14 protein-coding genes are annotated in these 14,933 nt (G+C 74.7%); 11 read left to right on the forward strand and 3 right to left on the reverse strand.

Features of this window, described 5'->3' with window-relative positions; genetic code table 11:
* Window positions 1-64 precede the first annotated feature (64 nt).
* The 5 genes from ABT015_RS11040 (at window position 65) to ABT015_RS11060 (ending at window position 4,259) form a co-directional block, all read left to right on the forward strand.
* Window positions 65-1,261 carry an acetoin utilization protein AcuC gene (locus ABT015_RS11040; protein ID WP_350878430.1) on the forward strand — a complete coding sequence of 399 codons (1,197 nt, stop codon included), beginning with the start codon at window positions 65-67 and terminating at the stop codon, window positions 1,259-1,261.
* A gap of 226 nt (window positions 1,262-1,487) precedes the next feature.
* Complete coding sequence (locus ABT015_RS11045; protein ID WP_063351305.1) at window positions 1,488-1,697, forward strand: helix-turn-helix domain-containing protein; 210 nt, start codon at window positions 1,488-1,490, stop codon at window positions 1,695-1,697.
* 189 nt (window positions 1,698-1,886) lie between these two features.
* A complete protein-coding gene (locus ABT015_RS11050) occupies window positions 1,887-1,985 on the forward strand; it encodes a 30S ribosomal protein bS22 (RefSeq protein ID WP_003948845.1) in 99 nt (32 codons plus the stop codon).
* Window positions 1,986-2,131: 146 nt separating this feature from the next.
* Window positions 2,132-3,244: an NAD-dependent epimerase/dehydratase family protein gene (locus ABT015_RS11055; RefSeq protein ID WP_350878503.1), complete on the forward strand. Its 1,113-nt coding sequence runs from the start codon at window positions 2,132-2,134 to the stop codon at window positions 3,242-3,244.
* Window positions 3,245-3,251: 7 nt separating this feature from the next.
* Window positions 3,252-4,259 (forward strand): lysophospholipid acyltransferase family protein, encoded by a 1,008-nt coding sequence (locus tag ABT015_RS11060; RefSeq protein ID WP_350878432.1) that lies wholly within the window; start codon window positions 3,252-3,254, stop codon window positions 4,257-4,259.
* A gap of 165 nt (window positions 4,260-4,424) precedes the next feature.
* On the opposite strand, the gene ABT015_RS11065 is transcribed toward ABT015_RS11060, so the two are convergent.
* The 3 genes from ABT015_RS11065 to ABT015_RS11075 all read right to left on the reverse strand — a co-directional run bounded on the left by ABT015_RS11065 (window position 4,425) and on the right by ABT015_RS11075 (window position 8,461).
* A complete protein-coding gene (locus tag ABT015_RS11065; RefSeq protein WP_350878433.1) occupies window positions 4,425-5,744 on the reverse strand; it encodes a DUF5667 domain-containing protein in 1,320 nt (439 codons plus the stop codon).
* Between the two features lie 270 nt (window positions 5,745-6,014).
* On the reverse strand, window positions 6,015-6,836 hold the full coding sequence (locus tag ABT015_RS11070) for an ECF subfamily RNA polymerase sigma factor, BldN family (protein ID WP_063351307.1): 822 nt from the start codon (window positions 6,834-6,836) through the stop codon (window positions 6,015-6,017).
* 605 nt (window positions 6,837-7,441) lie between these two features.
* Window positions 7,442-8,461, reverse strand: a complete 1,020-nt coding sequence (locus ABT015_RS11075; protein ID WP_350878434.1) for an HAD family hydrolase — start codon at window positions 8,459-8,461, stop codon at window positions 7,442-7,444.
* Between the two features lie 119 nt (window positions 8,462-8,580).
* Here ABT015_RS11075 and ABT015_RS11080 point away from each other — a divergent pair, with 119 nt between their 5' ends.
* The 6 genes from ABT015_RS11080 (at window position 8,581) to ABT015_RS11105 (ending at window position 14,902) form a co-directional block, all read left to right on the forward strand.
* A complete protein-coding gene (locus ABT015_RS11080; RefSeq protein WP_350878435.1) occupies window positions 8,581-8,865 on the forward strand; it encodes a glutaredoxin family protein in 285 nt (94 codons plus the stop codon).
* Between the two features lie 162 nt (window positions 8,866-9,027).
* Window positions 9,028-9,774 (forward strand): 3'-5' exonuclease, encoded by a 747-nt coding sequence (locus ABT015_RS11085; protein ID WP_350878437.1) that lies wholly within the window; start codon window positions 9,028-9,030, stop codon window positions 9,772-9,774.
* Between the two features lie 107 nt (window positions 9,775-9,881).
* Window positions 9,882-10,769: a redox-sensing transcriptional repressor Rex gene (locus ABT015_RS11090; RefSeq protein ID WP_350878505.1), complete on the forward strand. Its 888-nt coding sequence runs from the start codon at window positions 9,882-9,884 to the stop codon at window positions 10,767-10,769.
* 97 nt (window positions 10,770-10,866) lie between these two features.
* A complete protein-coding gene (locus ABT015_RS11095) occupies window positions 10,867-12,204 on the forward strand; it encodes a glutamyl-tRNA reductase (RefSeq protein ID WP_063348855.1) in 1,338 nt (445 codons plus the stop codon).
* Between the two features lie 41 nt (window positions 12,205-12,245).
* Window positions 12,246-13,256, forward strand: coding sequence for a hydroxymethylbilane synthase (gene hemC, locus ABT015_RS11100; protein WP_350878438.1), 1,011 nt, complete (start codon window positions 12,246-12,248; stop codon window positions 13,254-13,256).
* Window positions 13,253-14,902 carry a bifunctional uroporphyrinogen-III C-methyltransferase/uroporphyrinogen-III synthase gene (locus ABT015_RS11105; RefSeq protein WP_350878440.1) on the forward strand — a complete coding sequence of 550 codons (1,650 nt, stop codon included), beginning with the start codon at window positions 13,253-13,255 and terminating at the stop codon, window positions 14,900-14,902. The genes hemC and ABT015_RS11105 overlap by 4 nt, the downstream gene beginning before the upstream one ends.
* Window positions 14,903-14,933: the final 31 nt, after the last annotated feature.

The raw sequence follows: 14,933 nt of genomic DNA on the forward strand, positions 1-14,933 counted from the left end.
TGAGCCCCGCCCCCGGCGCGCCCTGGGCAAGGCCCGGACACCCCCACCCGCTACGGTGGAGGCCATGCCCGACGCCGAGCGTGACACCCCCTGCGGCCTGCACCTCTTCTGGGACGAGGCCGTCACCGCCTACGACTTCGGCCCCGGCCACCCGATGGACCCGACCCGGCTGGCGCTCACCATGCGCCTGGTCGAGGCCCTCGGACTGGACGCCGGGCCCGGGGTGACGGTGCGGGCCGCACCGCCCGCCGGCGAGTCCACCCTGCGGCTGGTGCACACCCGGGAGTACGTCGAGGCGGTCAAATACGCCGCCGCCCACCCTGACGAGTCGGATCCCCGGCACGGGCTCGGCACCGACGACAACTGGGCCTTCCCGGCCGTCCATTCGGCCTCCGCGCTGATCGCCGGTCAGTCCGTGGCCGCCGCCGAGGCGGTCTGGCGCGGGGAGACCCCGCACGCCGTGAACTTCGCCGGCGGGCTGCACCACGCGATGCCCGGCAGGGCTTCCGGTTTCTGCGTCTACAACGACCCGGCGCTGGCCGTCGCCCGGCTGCTCGAACTCGGGGCCGAGCGGGTCGCCTACGTCGACGTGGACGTCCACCACGGAGACGGCGTCCAGCAGGCCTTCTGGAACGACCCCCGGGTGCTCACGATCTCGCTCCACGAGCACCCCGCCACGCTCTTCCCGCAGACCGGCTGGCCCACCGAGACCGGCGGCCCGGACGCCCCCGGCTCCGCCGCCAACCTGCCGCTGCCGGCCGGCACCGGCGACGCCGGCTGGCTGCGGGCCTTCCACGCCGTGGTGCCCGAACTGCTCACCGCCTTCCGCCCGCAGGTCCTGGTCACCCAGCACGGTGCCGACACCCACCTGGAGGACCCGCTCGCCCACCTCGCCGTCACGCTGGACGCCCAGCGGATGATCGCCGAGGAACTGCACGACCTCGCCCACCAGCTCACCGGCGGCCGCTGGATCGCCACCGGCGGGGGCGGCTACGCCGTCGTGGACGTCGTCCCGCGCACCTGGACCCACCTGGTCGCCACCGCCGCCGGACGGCCCGTCGACCCGGCCACCGAGACCCCCGAGTCCTGGCGCGCCGAGGTCTACCGCCGTACCCGCCGGCCCGCCCCGCTGCGGATGACCGACGGCGCCCGACCGGTCTGGCGCGACTTCGACGCGGGTTACGATCCGGCCGACCGACTCGATCAGGCCATCCTCGCCAGCCGCCGAGCGGTGTTCCCCCACCTCGGACTCCTGGCCTGAGACCGGCCTCCCGGCCCAGGTGCAGGTGGGACGTGCGTACGCCCGCTCCCGCGTTCCGCCGAGCGACTACGTACTGCAACAGTCCTATCTCTCACCGTACGAGGACCGCACCTCCCCTCTTCCCACTGGTACCACCCATAACTACTCTGGGGATACACGTGTGCCGGTGGAGTCACCGGAGGGGAAGCCGGTGCCTTGCACACGGGTGAAGGGTCGGGTGATGGTCATGAGTTCCGGCGAACGCCCCTTGCAGGAAGTCGTCTTCCTGACCGTGGCGGAGGTTGCCTCGGTCATGCGGGTGTCGAAGATGACGGTGTACCGGTTGGTGCACAGCGGAGAGCTGCCGGCCATCAGGGTCGGGCGGTCCTTCCGGGTGCCCCAGCAGGCGGTGCACGAGTACCTCAAGGAGTCCTACGTGAGGCTTGAGAGCGCGTAGTTCCGGGTGGGCGGGGGTGGGGCCGCAGCTGCGGATCCCACCCCCGTTCGCCGGGGATTCCCCGCGAGTTTCCCGGTCACCGGGAGCACGATTACGGCCCTGGGCCCGTGGACGGTAGGCTAGGCCGTCCGTCAGTCGTATGGACTCCGTCTCTCACGGGCGAGAGTCTCAGTGAGCGAGGGTTGTTCCGTGGGCTCTGTCATCAAGAAGCGTCGCAAGCGTATGGCCAAGAAGAAGCACCGCAAGCTTCTGAAGAGGACCCGCGTTCAGCGTCGCAACAAGAAGTAAGCGCCCCCGGCCGCGCTCAGCGCGCCCGGCGCTTCCACCGCCCGCCCAGGCCTCGGCCTGGGCGGGCGGTGTCGTTTCACGGCCCGGCGGGGCGGCACGGTACGGTGCACGCAGGCCGCTCGGGTCGAGGGAATGGGGTGCACACCGTGGGCGTGGTCGTGCTCGTCACCGGCGTGGCACGCCATCTCGGTGCCCGCTTCGCCGCCGAGGTCCGCCGCCGTCCGGGCGTGGACCTGGTGGTCGGCGTGGACGTGCAGCCGCCCCGGCTGCCGGTCGAGGAACCGGACGGACCGGCCGCCGAGTACCGCTTCCACCAGCTCGACCTGCGCCGCCCGGCGGTCTCCCGGGTGATCGCCGAGCACCGGGTCGACACCGTGGTCCACCTCAGCGTCAGCGCCACCGGCCTGGGCTCCACCAACCGCTCCGCGGTGAAGGAGTCCAACGTCATCGGCACCATGCAGCTGCTCGGCGCCTGCCAGAAGGCGCCCGGGGTGCGCCGGTTGGTGGTGAAGTCGACCACCGGCGTCTACGGCTCCGCGCCCCGCGACCCGGCGGTGTTCACCGAGCGCATCCAGCCGAAGAACCCGCCCGGCGGCGGCTTCGCCAAGGACGCGGCGGAGGTCGAGGGCTACGTCCGCGGCTTCGCCCGGCGCCGCCCGGACGTCGCGGTGACGGTCCTGCGCTTCGCCAACATCGTCGGCCCCGGCGCGGACACCCCGCTCAGCGAGTACTTCGCGCTGCCCGTGCTGCCGACCGTCCTCGGCTACGACCCCCGGCTCCAGTTCGTGCACGAGGACGACGCCGTCGCGGTGCTCTGCCGGGCCGCCGCCCAGGCCGAGCCGGGCACCGTCAACACCGGGACCTTCAACGTGGCCGGGGAGGGCGTCCTGCTGCTCTCCCAGTGCGCCCGCCGGCTCGGCCGGCCGACCGTGCCGCTGCTGCTGCCCGCGGTCAGCTGGATGGCCGCACTGGCCCGGCAGACCCGGCTGCTGGACGTCTCGCCGGAGCAGCTGCGGCTGCTCACCCACGGCCGGGTGGTGGACACCGCGCGACTGCGCGAGACGCTCGGCTACCGCCCGGCGTTCACCACCCCGGAGGCCTTCGCCGACTTCGCCGCCGCGCAGGGGCCCGGCCTGCTGCCGCCCGAACGGCTGGCCGCCGTCACCGACCGGCTGGCCGCCCTGCTCGGCCCGGTGCGGGCCCCGGCCGCCGACGTCCCCACCGTCCGTACCGACCGCCCCCGCCGACCCAGGAGCTGAACCCGCGATGAGTGCCGCAGCCGAGAACGCGCCGGGCGAGGCCAGGGTCATCCCGATCGAGTCCGCCCCCAGCTGGACCTCGCCCGACGACCCCGGGCCCGCCGACCGGCTCGCCGACGCCGTCGGCGGGGCGCTGTCCGGGCAGCTCGGTTCGGCGGCCACCCGGCTGTTCGGCAAGGGCTGGGAGGGCCGGGCCGCGGACGGGCTGGCCTTCCTGCGCCGCCGGATCACCGGCGACTACGAGGTGGACGAGTTCGGCTTCGACCGGGAGCTCACCGAGGAGGTGCTGCTCGCCCTGCTGCGCCCGTTGGCCGAGAAGTACTTCCGGATCGAGGTCCAGGGCGTCGAGAACATCCCGGCCGAGGGCGGCGCGCTGATCGTCGCCAACCACTCCGGGACGATCCCGCTGGACGCCCTGATGACCCAGGTCGCCATCCACGACCACCACCCGCACCGCCGGCACCTGCGGATGCTCGCCGCCGACCTGGTGTTCGTGCTGCCGGGCGTCAACGAGCTGGCCCGCAAGGCCGGCCACACGCTGGCCTGCAACGAGGACGCCCAGGCGCTGCTGGAGCGCGGCGAGGTGGTCGGGGTCTGGCCGGAGGGCTTCAAGGGCATCGGCAAGCCGTTCGCCGAGCGGTACAAGCTCCAGCGCTTCGGGCGCGGCGGCTTCGTCTCCTCGGCGCTGCGCGCCAAGGTGCCGATCGTGCCGTGCTCGATCGTCGGCGCCGAGGAGACCTACCCGATGATCGGCAACGTGAAGACGCTGGCCCGGCTGCTGGGCCTGCCGTACGTGCCGATCACGCCGACCTTCCCGTGGCTGGGGCCGCTGGGCGTGCTGCCGCTGCCGACCAAGTGGACCATCCGGTTCGGGGAGCCGATCGCCACCGACGGGTACCCGGCGGAGGCGGCGGACGATCCGATGCTGGTCTTCGACCTGGCCGACGAGGTGCGCGAGACGATCCAGCACACGCTCTACAAGCTGCTGGTGCAGCGGCGGTCGGTGTTCTTCTAGGTTTCCCGTGACCCTTGGGTCTTTCCCGTGGCCCCCGGGGCACGGTGGACCTGCGAGGCACGGCCGAGGGCCCCGGCGGTCCCTGGAACTCCAGGGACCGCCGGGGCCCTGCGCCGTCCGGTCGGTTGTCGGGCAACCGTCGAGCAGCTGTCGGCCAACTGTCGGTCAGCCGAGGAGCCGCAGCCCGGGCAGCAGGCCCGGGATCAGCGGGGGCACCTCGACGCCCTGCGGCTGGCCGGCGGCCGGGGCGCTGGGTGTGCCGGAGGGCGGCTGCGGTACCTGCGGCGGGGCCGGGGCGGCGCTCGGCGAGGTCTTGCCGCCGGTGAGCCCGCTGGTGAGGTCCCCGACGAGCCCGTTGACGGCGTCCGGCGCGCTGCTGGGCAGGGCGCTGGGCAGTCCGCCGCCCTTGGCGCCGGTGCCGCCGGGCGTGCTGGCGCCGGTACTGGCGGGGGCCCGCTCGGTGCCGCCGGGGCGGTTGTTGCCGCCGCTGGTCGCGCCGGTGGCGCCGCCCTGGGCCGGGCCGTCGCCGGGCGCGGTGCCGGAGCCGTTCGCCGGGGTGTCGGCGGGGGCGCCGCCGGTGGCCGGGCCGGCCGTGTCGCCGCCCGCTCCGGTGCCGGCCGGGCCACCGCTCTTGGCGGTGGGCTGGGCCAGGCGCAGGGGCGCGACGTCCTCGCTTATGTCGTCGAAGAGCTGGTCGACCAGGTGGGCCTGCTGGGTGAGCTGGACGGGCAGGTGGCCCGCCAGTTCGGTCCAGCGGCCGTCCTCGCCCTGGGCGAAGCCGGCCAGGGCGCGCATCGGGCCGAGCGAGCCGTTGCTGCGGTAGACCGAGCGGAGCAGCTCGCGGCCCTTGATGGCGTCGGCGTGCATGTCGTCCAGCGCGCGGCGGACCCGTTCGACGGTGCCCGGGCTGAGCCCGGTGGCCGGGCCGGGGTGGCCGACCAGGGTCTTGGCCTCGCCGAGCCTGGTGGCGGCGTTGTCGAGCAGCAGTTCGCCGCGCTCGGAGTCGGTGTCCGCCAGGTCGAGCCTGAGCCCTTCGAGGCCGCGCTTCATACCGTAGAGCGTGTCCCCGGGGAGGGCGTTGGAGCTGGCGGCGGCGGCGCCGGCGAGGCTGCCGACGGCCAGTCCGGCGACCAGCCCGCCGATCGCGAACCGGCGGCTCCAGCGGCCGCGTGGCGCCATCCGGATGGCCCGGTGCCGGCGTTGGCGGGGCACTGTGGCGCCCGGTCCGCCGGCGAAGGCCTGCTCGAACGCGGCCATCAGCTGGGCGCGTTGGACGGTCCGTACCTCCGGGTCCAGCGCCGGTCCGGGCATCGCGCCCAGTGCGTCGGTCAGGCCGACCAGTTGGGCCATCGCGACCGAACCGGCGCCGGTGGCAGCGGTGTTGGCCGATTCGGCGTCCGCTGCGCCGCGCTGCTCCGCCCGGTGGGCCTCCAGCGCTTCGGCGAAGGCCTTCGCCCGTCGGTGCTCCAGCACGTTTGCCGTCACGGGCCACACCTCCCTTCGTCGTTGTCGACACCCCGGCCTGCCGGACGGTTGCCTCGGCGGGCCAAAGCCACTCCATCGGGTGACAGGTCGCAATTCGGCTTGACCGTACGCCTGGTGGGGACTTGCACGCTGGCCAACGAGTGGTGCGGGCGGTGGGTTACGCACGGCTGATCATCGGATCGACCGTTCACCCGGACGTGTCGGTCGGGTGCGGATGGTGACGACCCGTCCGGCCGCCCGCCGGCTATGCCGCTTCCGGTCACCGCGGCCTCACCGGGCGTCCGGCGGCAGCAGCCGGGCCAGGGTGCGGACGGCGCGGTACTGGAGGGTCTTGATGGCACCCTCGTTCTTGCCCATGATCCGCGCGGTCTCGGCCACCGAGAGCCCCTGGAGGAAGCGGAGCGTCACGCACTCCTGCTGCTGCGGGTTGAGCCGGTGCACCGCGTCCAGCAGGGCGGCGTTGGAGAGCGACTCCAGCACCGACTCCTCCGGGCTGCGCTCGCACTCGTTGGAGTCGAGCATCTCGCCGGTCGTCACCTCCAGCCGGAAGCGGCTGGACTTGAAGTGGTCGGCGACCAGGTTGCGGGCGATGGTCACCAGCCAGGCGCCGAAGTCCCGGCCCTGCCAGGTGAAGGTGCCGATCCGGCGCAGCGCGCGCAGGAACGTCTCGCTGGTGAGGTCCTCGGCGGTGGCCCGGCTGCCGACCCGGTAGTAGATGTAGCGGTAGACGGTGTCCGCGTAGTGGTCGTAGAGCCGCCCGAAGGCCTCGCTCTCGCCGGCCTGGGCCCGCTCGACCAGCTCCATGATCGGGTTGTGCTCGGTCTCGTAGCCGGGGCTCGGCGCGGTCCGGGCGCGGCCGCGGCCGACGCCGGTGCTGCCGGTGCGGCCGCGCGAGCCGGTGCCGGTGGAGCCGGCGGCGGTGGTGCGCAGCGCCAGGCCGGAGCCGTGCGGGTGGCCGAACGGGGCCCCGGCGGGCACGAGTTGGGGCGAGGCGGCGAGCTGGCTGCGGAGCAGGTTGCGCAGCAGGTCCAGGCCGGTGGAGATCTGCCGGTCGGCGACGGGGCGGCCGCGGAGGCCGGTGCGGGGGCGCAGGGGCGCGGACGACGGGCGGGAGGGTGCAGGCGCGTCGTTCCGGACGGGTGGGTACACGGGACTCCCAGAGGCAGAACTGTGGACGGATCACCTCCGCCTGCGCGGAGAGCACTCCCGCGCCGCCCGTTCGAGCGGGGCGCGTGGGTGACGTGCATCCAGGAGAGAATAACGCTTTGTGCAATGACAGCTACACCGTGTGGTCGAAGTGGTCGTTTGGGATCCATTTATCGCGCATATTCGGCTGACACTGACCGGACCTGTCATCGTTCATCCGGCCCAACGTGACCGTTCGGGCGCCCAGGGTGACCAATTCGGCGGTCGGACCGGTGGTTTCCCAGTCTTGAGGCTCGGCAACCCCCGACTTTCCCGGTCTGGCGAACGATCAGAACCGGTCACCGGCTGACAGGTTCGTTCATTGGACCGGAAAGCCGTACCGGAAAAGGGAGTTCGCCCGTACGAGGGGCCAGGTCAGAGGCCTGGTTGACGGTCGGTCACCCGCGCGGGGAGACCGCAGGGAGGCCGTGCGGAGGCCGTGCGGAGGCTGCGGGCGGGCCCGCCGGAGGGGGCGCGACCGGAGGAGGCGTGACCGGGGCGGCGGGAGCCCGTCAGGCGCAGCGGCGGCGGCGGTTCAGGGCCACCCCGGCGGCCGCCGCACCCGCGAGCACCCCGAGCGCGGCCGCGGCCGGCAGCCCCACCCGGGCCGCCTTCCGGCCGGTCCGGAAGTCCCGCACCCGCCAGCCCTGGGCCCGGGCGTGGCGGCGCAGCGCGCCGTCCGGGTTCACCACGTACGGGTGGCCGACCAGCGAGAGCATCGGGATGTCGTTGGCCGAGTCGCTGTACGCGGCGCAGCGGTCGAGGTCCAGCCGCTCGTGCCGGGCCAGCGCGTGCACCGCGGCCGCCTTGGCCGGGCCGTGCAGCAGCTCGCCGACCAGCCGGCCGGTGTACCGGCCGCCGTCGGCCTCGGCGACGGTGCCCAGGGCGCCGGTCATGCCGAGCCGGCGGGCGATCACCCGGGCCACCTCCAGCGGGGCGGCGGTGACCAGCCAGACCCGCTGGCCGGCGTCCAGGTGCATCTGGACCAGGGCGCGGGTGCCGGGCCAGATCTTGTCGGCCACGACCTGCTCGAAGACCTCCTCGCAGATCGCCTCCAGGTCGGCGGTGCGCTTCCCGGCGACCAGGCCGAGCGCGGTGTGCTGGGCGTCCGAGATGTGCTCCGGATCCTCGGCGCCGTTCAGCCGGAACCAGGCCTGCTGCCAGGCGAACCGGGCGATGTCGCGGCGGGTGAGGAAGCCGCGCCGGTAGAGGCCGACCCCGAGGTAGAAGATCGCGGCCCCGCGCAGGATGGTGTTGTCGCAGTCGAAGAACGCGGCGGCGCGCGGGTCGCCCGGCTCGGGGGTGTGGTTCTCGGACGGGGCCTTGGGCGCCTTGCCGGGCCTGCCCGCGGCGGGCGCGGCGCTGTCGGTGCGCTCGGCGGGCGCGGCGCTCTCCATGGGGGTGGGGGCGGTGGCCGGCTCCGGCTCGGCCTGCAGCGCGGCTGCCGCCGCCTCGGCGGCAGCCTCGCCCGCCAGGGCGCTCCGCTCGGTGGTGGAACGCTTCGCCTGGGTGAGCCTTCGGAGCACGGCCATGTCATCGAGCATATCCAGCCGGGCGCGCGGCGGCCGTGACGGCGGCGTGCCCGCGCGGTGAACACCGGGCGGTCCCGGGCCCCGCCGGGGCGGTCGCCGGGCGGGCGGACAATGGCCGGGTGAGCCCACTGCTGCGACGTGACAAGAGCCCGAAGCCCGCGCCGGCCGACCGCACCGTGACCCTGGTCGGCAAGCCCGGGTGCCACCTGTGCGACGACGCCCGGGAGGTGATCGTCCGGGTGACGGGCGAGCTGGGCGCGACCTTCGAGGAGAAGGACATCACCCAGGACGAGGAGTTGTACCGGCGCTACTGGGAGCAGATCCCGGTGACCCTGATCGACGGCCGCCAGCACGACTTCTGGCGGGTCGACGAGCGCCGCCTGCGCGCCGCCCTCGGCGGCTGACCGCTCCCGCGCGCCGCGCTTGCCGCCCCGCCACTCGGCGGGGGCGGTTCGCCGAATCGTTGTCGAAGACACCCCGGTCCGGCTTGGGCCGGGGCCGGTTGGTCGGCTTACGATCGAACGCGTTTGCGCCCGAGGGGGGCTGAGCACGCGAGGAGTGCCGCCATGCTTCCCGGCCCGACCCCTGGGACGCCCGAAGCCCCGCCGGGCGCCCGGGGCTTCGCCGTGGTGGACGTGGAGGCGACCGGCCGCAGCCCGTGGCGGCACCGGGTGGTCGAGATCGCGGTGGTCCTGCTGGACGAGCGGCTGCGCCCGGAGACGGAGTTCGCCACCCTGCTCGATCCGCTGGGCCCGGTCGGCCCGACCCACGTGCACCGGATACACCAGGCGGACGTCGAGGGCGCCCCGCGCTTCCGGGAGATCGCCCCGCGGCTGCTGGAGCTGCTGGCCGGCCGGGTGCTGGTGGGTCACCACGTCAGCTGCGACCACGGATTCCTGGATCGCGAGTTCGCCCGGATCGGGGTCGCGCTGCCGCCCGTGCCGCTGTTGTGCACGATGCGGCTGGCCCGCGCTCACCTGCCGCAGGCCCGCGGCCACGGCCTGGCGGCCTGCGTGGAGGCGGCGGGCCTGGGCTGGTACCCGGCGCACACCGCGCTGGGCGACGCCCGGGTGACCGCCGAGCTGCTGCGGCACTGCGTCGGCGTCCCGTCCTGCCCGCCGGACGACTGGGCGGGCCCGCTGCGCGAGGCGGCCCGGGTGCCCTGGCCGCGGCTGGGCCGGGCCCGCTCCCGCCCGTCCGGCACGCCCGTCCCGCTGGTGCGCCGGGAGGCGCCGTACGGCCCGTGGCTGCCCGGGGTGCCCGCCCCGGCCGTCCTCCTGACAGGGCGCGGTGCTATGGGCTCCACGGCGTGATGCGCATCACTGTGCGGGGACAAAACGGACACCATCTTTGTGCACACGTTCACAAACGCATAGCCTGGACGCCAAAGCCCAGCTTCACCCACAGGAGCACCGTGGCAATCGGCCGATCACCACAGAGCAGTTCGCAGACGCCCGACCAGGGCGCCGCGCGCCGACCCTCGCGTGCCCGGGGCATCCCGGAGGCGACCGTCGCCCGCCTCCCCCTCTACCTGCGCGCGCTCACCGCGCTCTCCGAGCGTTCGGTGCCGACGGTCTCCTCCGAGGAGCTGGCCGCCGCCGCCGGCGTGAACTCGGCGAAGCTGCGCAAGGACTTCTCCTACCTGGGCTCCTACGGCACCCGCGGCGTCGGCTACGACGTCGAGTACCTCGTCTACCAGATCTCCCGCGAGCTGGGCCTGACCCAGGACTGGCCGGTCGTGATCGTCGGCATCGGGAACCTCGGCCACGCCCTCGCCAACTACGGCGGCTTCGCCTCCCGCGGTTTCCGGGTGGCCGCCCTGCTGGACGCCGACCCGAACGTGGTCGGCGGCAGCGCGGCCGGCCTGCCGGTGCGGCACATGGACGAGCTGGAGTCGATCGTCGAGAGCCAGCACGTCTCGATCGGTGTGATCACCACCCCGCCCGGCGCCGCCCAGCAGGTCTGCGACCGGCTGGTGGAGGCCGGCGTCACCAGCATCCTCAACTTCGCCCCGACCGTGCTGACCGTCCCGGACGGCGTGGACGTGCGCAAGGTCGACCTCTCCATCGAGCTGCAGATCCTGGCCTTCCACGAGCAGCGCAAGGCCGGCGAGGAGCCGGACCGCGCCGAGTCGGTGCTGGACCGCGCCCCGGGCCCGGTCCGGGCGGCGGCCGCCAAGCTGCGCCGCGCGGCGGGCGGCAGCGGCAAGGGCCGCGGCACCGCCGAGACCGCGGCCAAGGACCAGGCCGAGCAGGGCCAGTCCGGCAAGGGCGGGGAGGGCGATCTCCCCGCGGTGATGCCCGCATGAGCGAGCGAGTCAGCCGCAGGACGCAGGTCGTGCGAAGCGCCCGGCGAGCGGTGCGGGGCGGCACGAGTACGGACAACCGTGGGACCTGGGGGCGGGCGTGAGTCTTCTCGTCGTTGGACTGAGCCATCGCACGGCGCCGGTCGGCGTGCTGGAGCGCGCCGCGCTGACCGGTGAGGTGCCGACCCGGCTGCTGCACGACGCGGCCGCCACCGCGACCGTCGCCGAGGCCGCGCTGCTCAACACCTGCAACCGGATCGAGCTGTACGCGGACGTGGACAAGTTCCACGCCGGCGTCGCCGAGCTGTCGCTGCTGCTCGCCCACCACAGCGGGGTGGACCTGGAGGAGCTGACCTCCCACCTCTACGTCCACTACGAGGACCGCGCCGTCCACCACCTGTTCTCGGTGGCCTGCGGCCTGGACTCGATGGTGGTCGGCGAGGGCCAGATCCTCGGCCAGCTGCGTGACGCGCTGGCCACCGCGCAGGAGGAGCACACCGCCGGGCGCGGCCTGAACGAGCTGTTCCAGCAGGCGCTGCGGGTCGGCAAGCGGGCGCACAGCGAGACCGGCATCGACAAGGCCGGCCAGTCGCTGGTGACCTTCGGCCTGGAGCAGGTCGCGGCCGGCGCGGGCGAGATCGCCGGCAAGCGGGCGCTGGTGGTCGGCGCGGGCTCGATGAGCTCGCTGGCCGCCGCCACCCTGGTCCGCTCCGGCGTCACCGACGTGCTGATCGCCAACCGGACGCCGGCCCGCGCCGAGCGGCTGGTCGAGATCCTCGGCTCCGGCGTGGCCCGCACCCTGGACCTGGCCAAGGTGCCGGAGGCGCTGGCCGACGTCGACCTGGTGATCTCCTGCACCGGCGCGGCCGGTGTGGTGGTCAAGGCCGGGGACGTGGCCGCCGCGGTCGCCGCCCGCACCGCCGACCAGCCGCTCGCCCTGCTCGACCTGGCCATGCCGCGCGACGTCGACCACGCCGTGCACGAGCTGCCCGGCGCCCTGCTGGTGGACCTGGAGAGCCTCTCCCACGCGCACGCCGCCACCCCCGGCGCCGGTGACGTGGACCAGGTCGGCCGGATCGTCGCCGACGAGGTGGCCGCCTTCGGCGCCGCCCAGCGGGCCGCCCGGATCGCGCCGACCGTGGTCGCGCTGCGGGCGATGGCCTCCGGCGTGGTCTCCGCCGAGCTGGGCCGGCTGGACTCCCGGCTGCCCGACCTGGACGAGCGCTCCCGCGCGGAGATCACCCAGACCGTCCGCCGCGTCGTCGACAAGCTGCTGCACGCCCCGACCGTCCGGGTGAAGCAGCTGGCCGCCGAGCCCGGCGGCGCCTCCTACGCGGACGCGCTGCGCGAGCTGTTCGACCTCGACCCGGCGGCCGTGCACGCCGTGTCGGGCACACCCGTCGGCGGCCCCCAGCCCTCGGGCGGGGGCGCCAGATGAACCGTCAGCCATCCCACGAGTACCACCGGGACGATCACCTCATGAATGGTCAACCGATCACGGAGCAGACTCCGGCCGCCACCGCGACCCTGCGGCTCGGCACCCGGCGCAGCGCGCTCGCCATGGCCCAGTCGGGCATGGTGGCCCGCGAGGTCACCCGGGTCACCGGGCGCCCCGTCGAGCTGGTCGAGATCACCACCTACGGCGACACCTCCCGGGAGGCGCTGGCGCAGATCGGCGGCACCGGCGTGTTCGTCTCCGCCCTGCGGGACGCGCTGCTGGAGGGCCGGATCGACTTCGCCGTGCACTCGCTCAAGGACCTGCCCACCGCCGCCCCCGAGGGCCTGGCGCTGGCCGCCGTCCCCGAGCGCGAGGACGCCCGGGACGCCCTGGTCGCCGCCGAGGGCCTGACCCTGGACGAGCTGGTGGAGAAGCTGGCCGGCGCCGGCCGCCCGGCCCGGATCGGCACCGGCTCGCCGCGCCGGATGGCCCAGCTGAACGCCTGGGCCACCGCCCGCGGCGCCGCGCTGGAGACCGTCGCGATCCGCGGCAACGTGGACACCCGGATCGGCTTCGTGACCAGCGGCGAGCTGGACGCGGTGGTGCTCGCCACGGCCGGCCTCAACCGGCTCGGCCGCAGCGCCGAGATCTCCCAGCACCTCGACCCGGAGCTGATGGTCCCGGCCCCAGGCCAGGGCGCGCTCGCGATCGAGTGTGCCGGCGCCGACACCGACCTGACCGCCGCGCTCGCCGCCCTGGACCACACCCCCACGAGGGTCGCCGTGGTCGCCGAGCGGGCCCTGCTGGCCACCCTGGAGGCCGGCTGCTCGGCTCCGGTGGCCGCGCTGGCCACCTGGGTCCGGCCGAACGAACTGCGGCTGGAGGGCGTGGTCGGCGACCCCGACGGCGCCGCCCTGCTGAAGATGTCCGCCAACGGTCCGATCGTCCTCGACGAGACCGCCGAGCAGCACGCGACGGCCCTCGGCCGCGCGCTGGCCGCCCGGCTGCTCGACGCGGGCGCGGCCACCCTGATGGGGGAGCGAGCCCGATGAGCCCCACCGCCGCCACCGAAACCCCGTTCCCGGGCGGCCAGTCCGCCACCGGACGGTGCACCTTCCTGGGCGCGGGCCCCGGGGACCCGGGGCTGCTGACCCTGCGCGCGGTCGAGGTGCTGTCCTCGGCCGACATCCTGGTCGCCGACCCGCTGACCGCGGTGGCCGTGCGCACCCACTGCCCGGCCGGCGTGCAGGTGCACACCCCGGCCGCCGAGGGCGCGGACTTCAACCTGGCCCGGCTCGTCGCCGAGGCCGTGCGGGCCGGCAAGCACGTGGTCCGCACCGTCGACGGCGACCCGGGCCTGGACGGCTGCGCCGCCGAGGAGATGCTCAGCTGCGCCGGCGACGGCATCCCCTTCGAGGTGATCCCGGGCGTCGCCCAGTCGGTCGGCGTCCCGGCCTACGCGGGCGTCCCGCTGCGCGGCGCGGCCGGCACCGACGTGCGCTTCGTGGACGGCACCGCGCTGCTGGCCGGCAGCCCGGTGGACCTGGGCGCGCCGGAGACCACCCTGGTGGTCCGGACCACCCTGGGCCAGCTGCCGGCCACCGCCGGCGCCCTGGTCGCCAACGGCCGCAAGCCGGAGTCGGCGCTGAGCGCCACGCTCTCCGGCACCACCACCCGCCAGCGGACCTTCACCTCCACCCTGTCCGGCATCGCCGCCGACCTGAAGGCCGCCCGGGTGCTGCCCTCGCCGGTCTCCGCCCCGGTGGACCCGGCGACCTCGGTGATAGCCGTGGTGGGCGAGCAGGTCGCCCACCGGTCCTCGCACTCGTGGTTCGAGACCAAGCCGCTGTTCGGCTGGAACGTGCTCGTGCCGCGCACCAAGGAGCAGGCCACCGGCCTGTCCGAGCAGCTGCGCTCGTACGGCGCGGTGCCGCAGGAGGTGCCGACCATCGCGGTCGAGCCGCCGCGCACCCCGCAGCAGATGGAGCGGGCCATCAAGGGCCTGGTCACCGGCCGCTACGAGTGGATCGCCTTCACCTCGGTGAACGCGGTCCGGGCGGTCCGGGAGAAGTTCGAGGAGTACGGCCTGGACGCCCGCGCGTTCGCCGGGATCAAGGTCGCGGCGGTCGGCGAGACCACCGCGCAGGCCCTGGTGGACTTCGGCGTGAAGCCGGACCTGGTGCCCTCCGGCGAGCAGTCCGCGGCCGGCCTGCTGGAGGACTGGCCGCCGTACGACCCGGTGTTCGACCCGATCGACCGGGTGCTGCTGCCGCGCGCCGACATCGCCACCGAGACCCTGGTGGCCGGCCTGGTCGAGCTGGGCTGGGAGGTCGACGACGTGACGGCGTACCGGACGGTGCGCGCCTCGCCGCCGCCGGCCGAGACCCGCGAGGCGATCAAGGGCGGCGGCTTCGACGCGGTGCTCTTCACCTCGTCCTCGACCGTGCGGAACCTGGTCGGCATCGCGGGCAAGCCGCACAACGTCACGGTCATCGCCTGCATCGGCCCGGCCACCGCCAAGACCGCTGAGGAGCACGGCCTGCGGGTCGACGTGATGGCCCCGGCGCCGTCGGCGGCCGCGCTGGCCCAGGCGCTGGCAGACTTCGGGGCCAAGCGCCGCGACACCGCGACGGCCGCCGGCGAGCCGGTCTACCGGCCCAGCGAGCGCCGTCCGGGTTCGCGCCGCAAGGCCCGCTGACACCCTCGGGACCGGGGGCGGCGATCCGTCG

Origin of the sequence: Kitasatospora sp. NPDC094016 (assembly GCF_040304045.1) — a bacterium.
In the GTDB taxonomy this organism is placed as follows: domain Bacteria; phylum Actinomycetota; class Actinomycetes; order Streptomycetales; family Streptomycetaceae; genus Kitasatospora.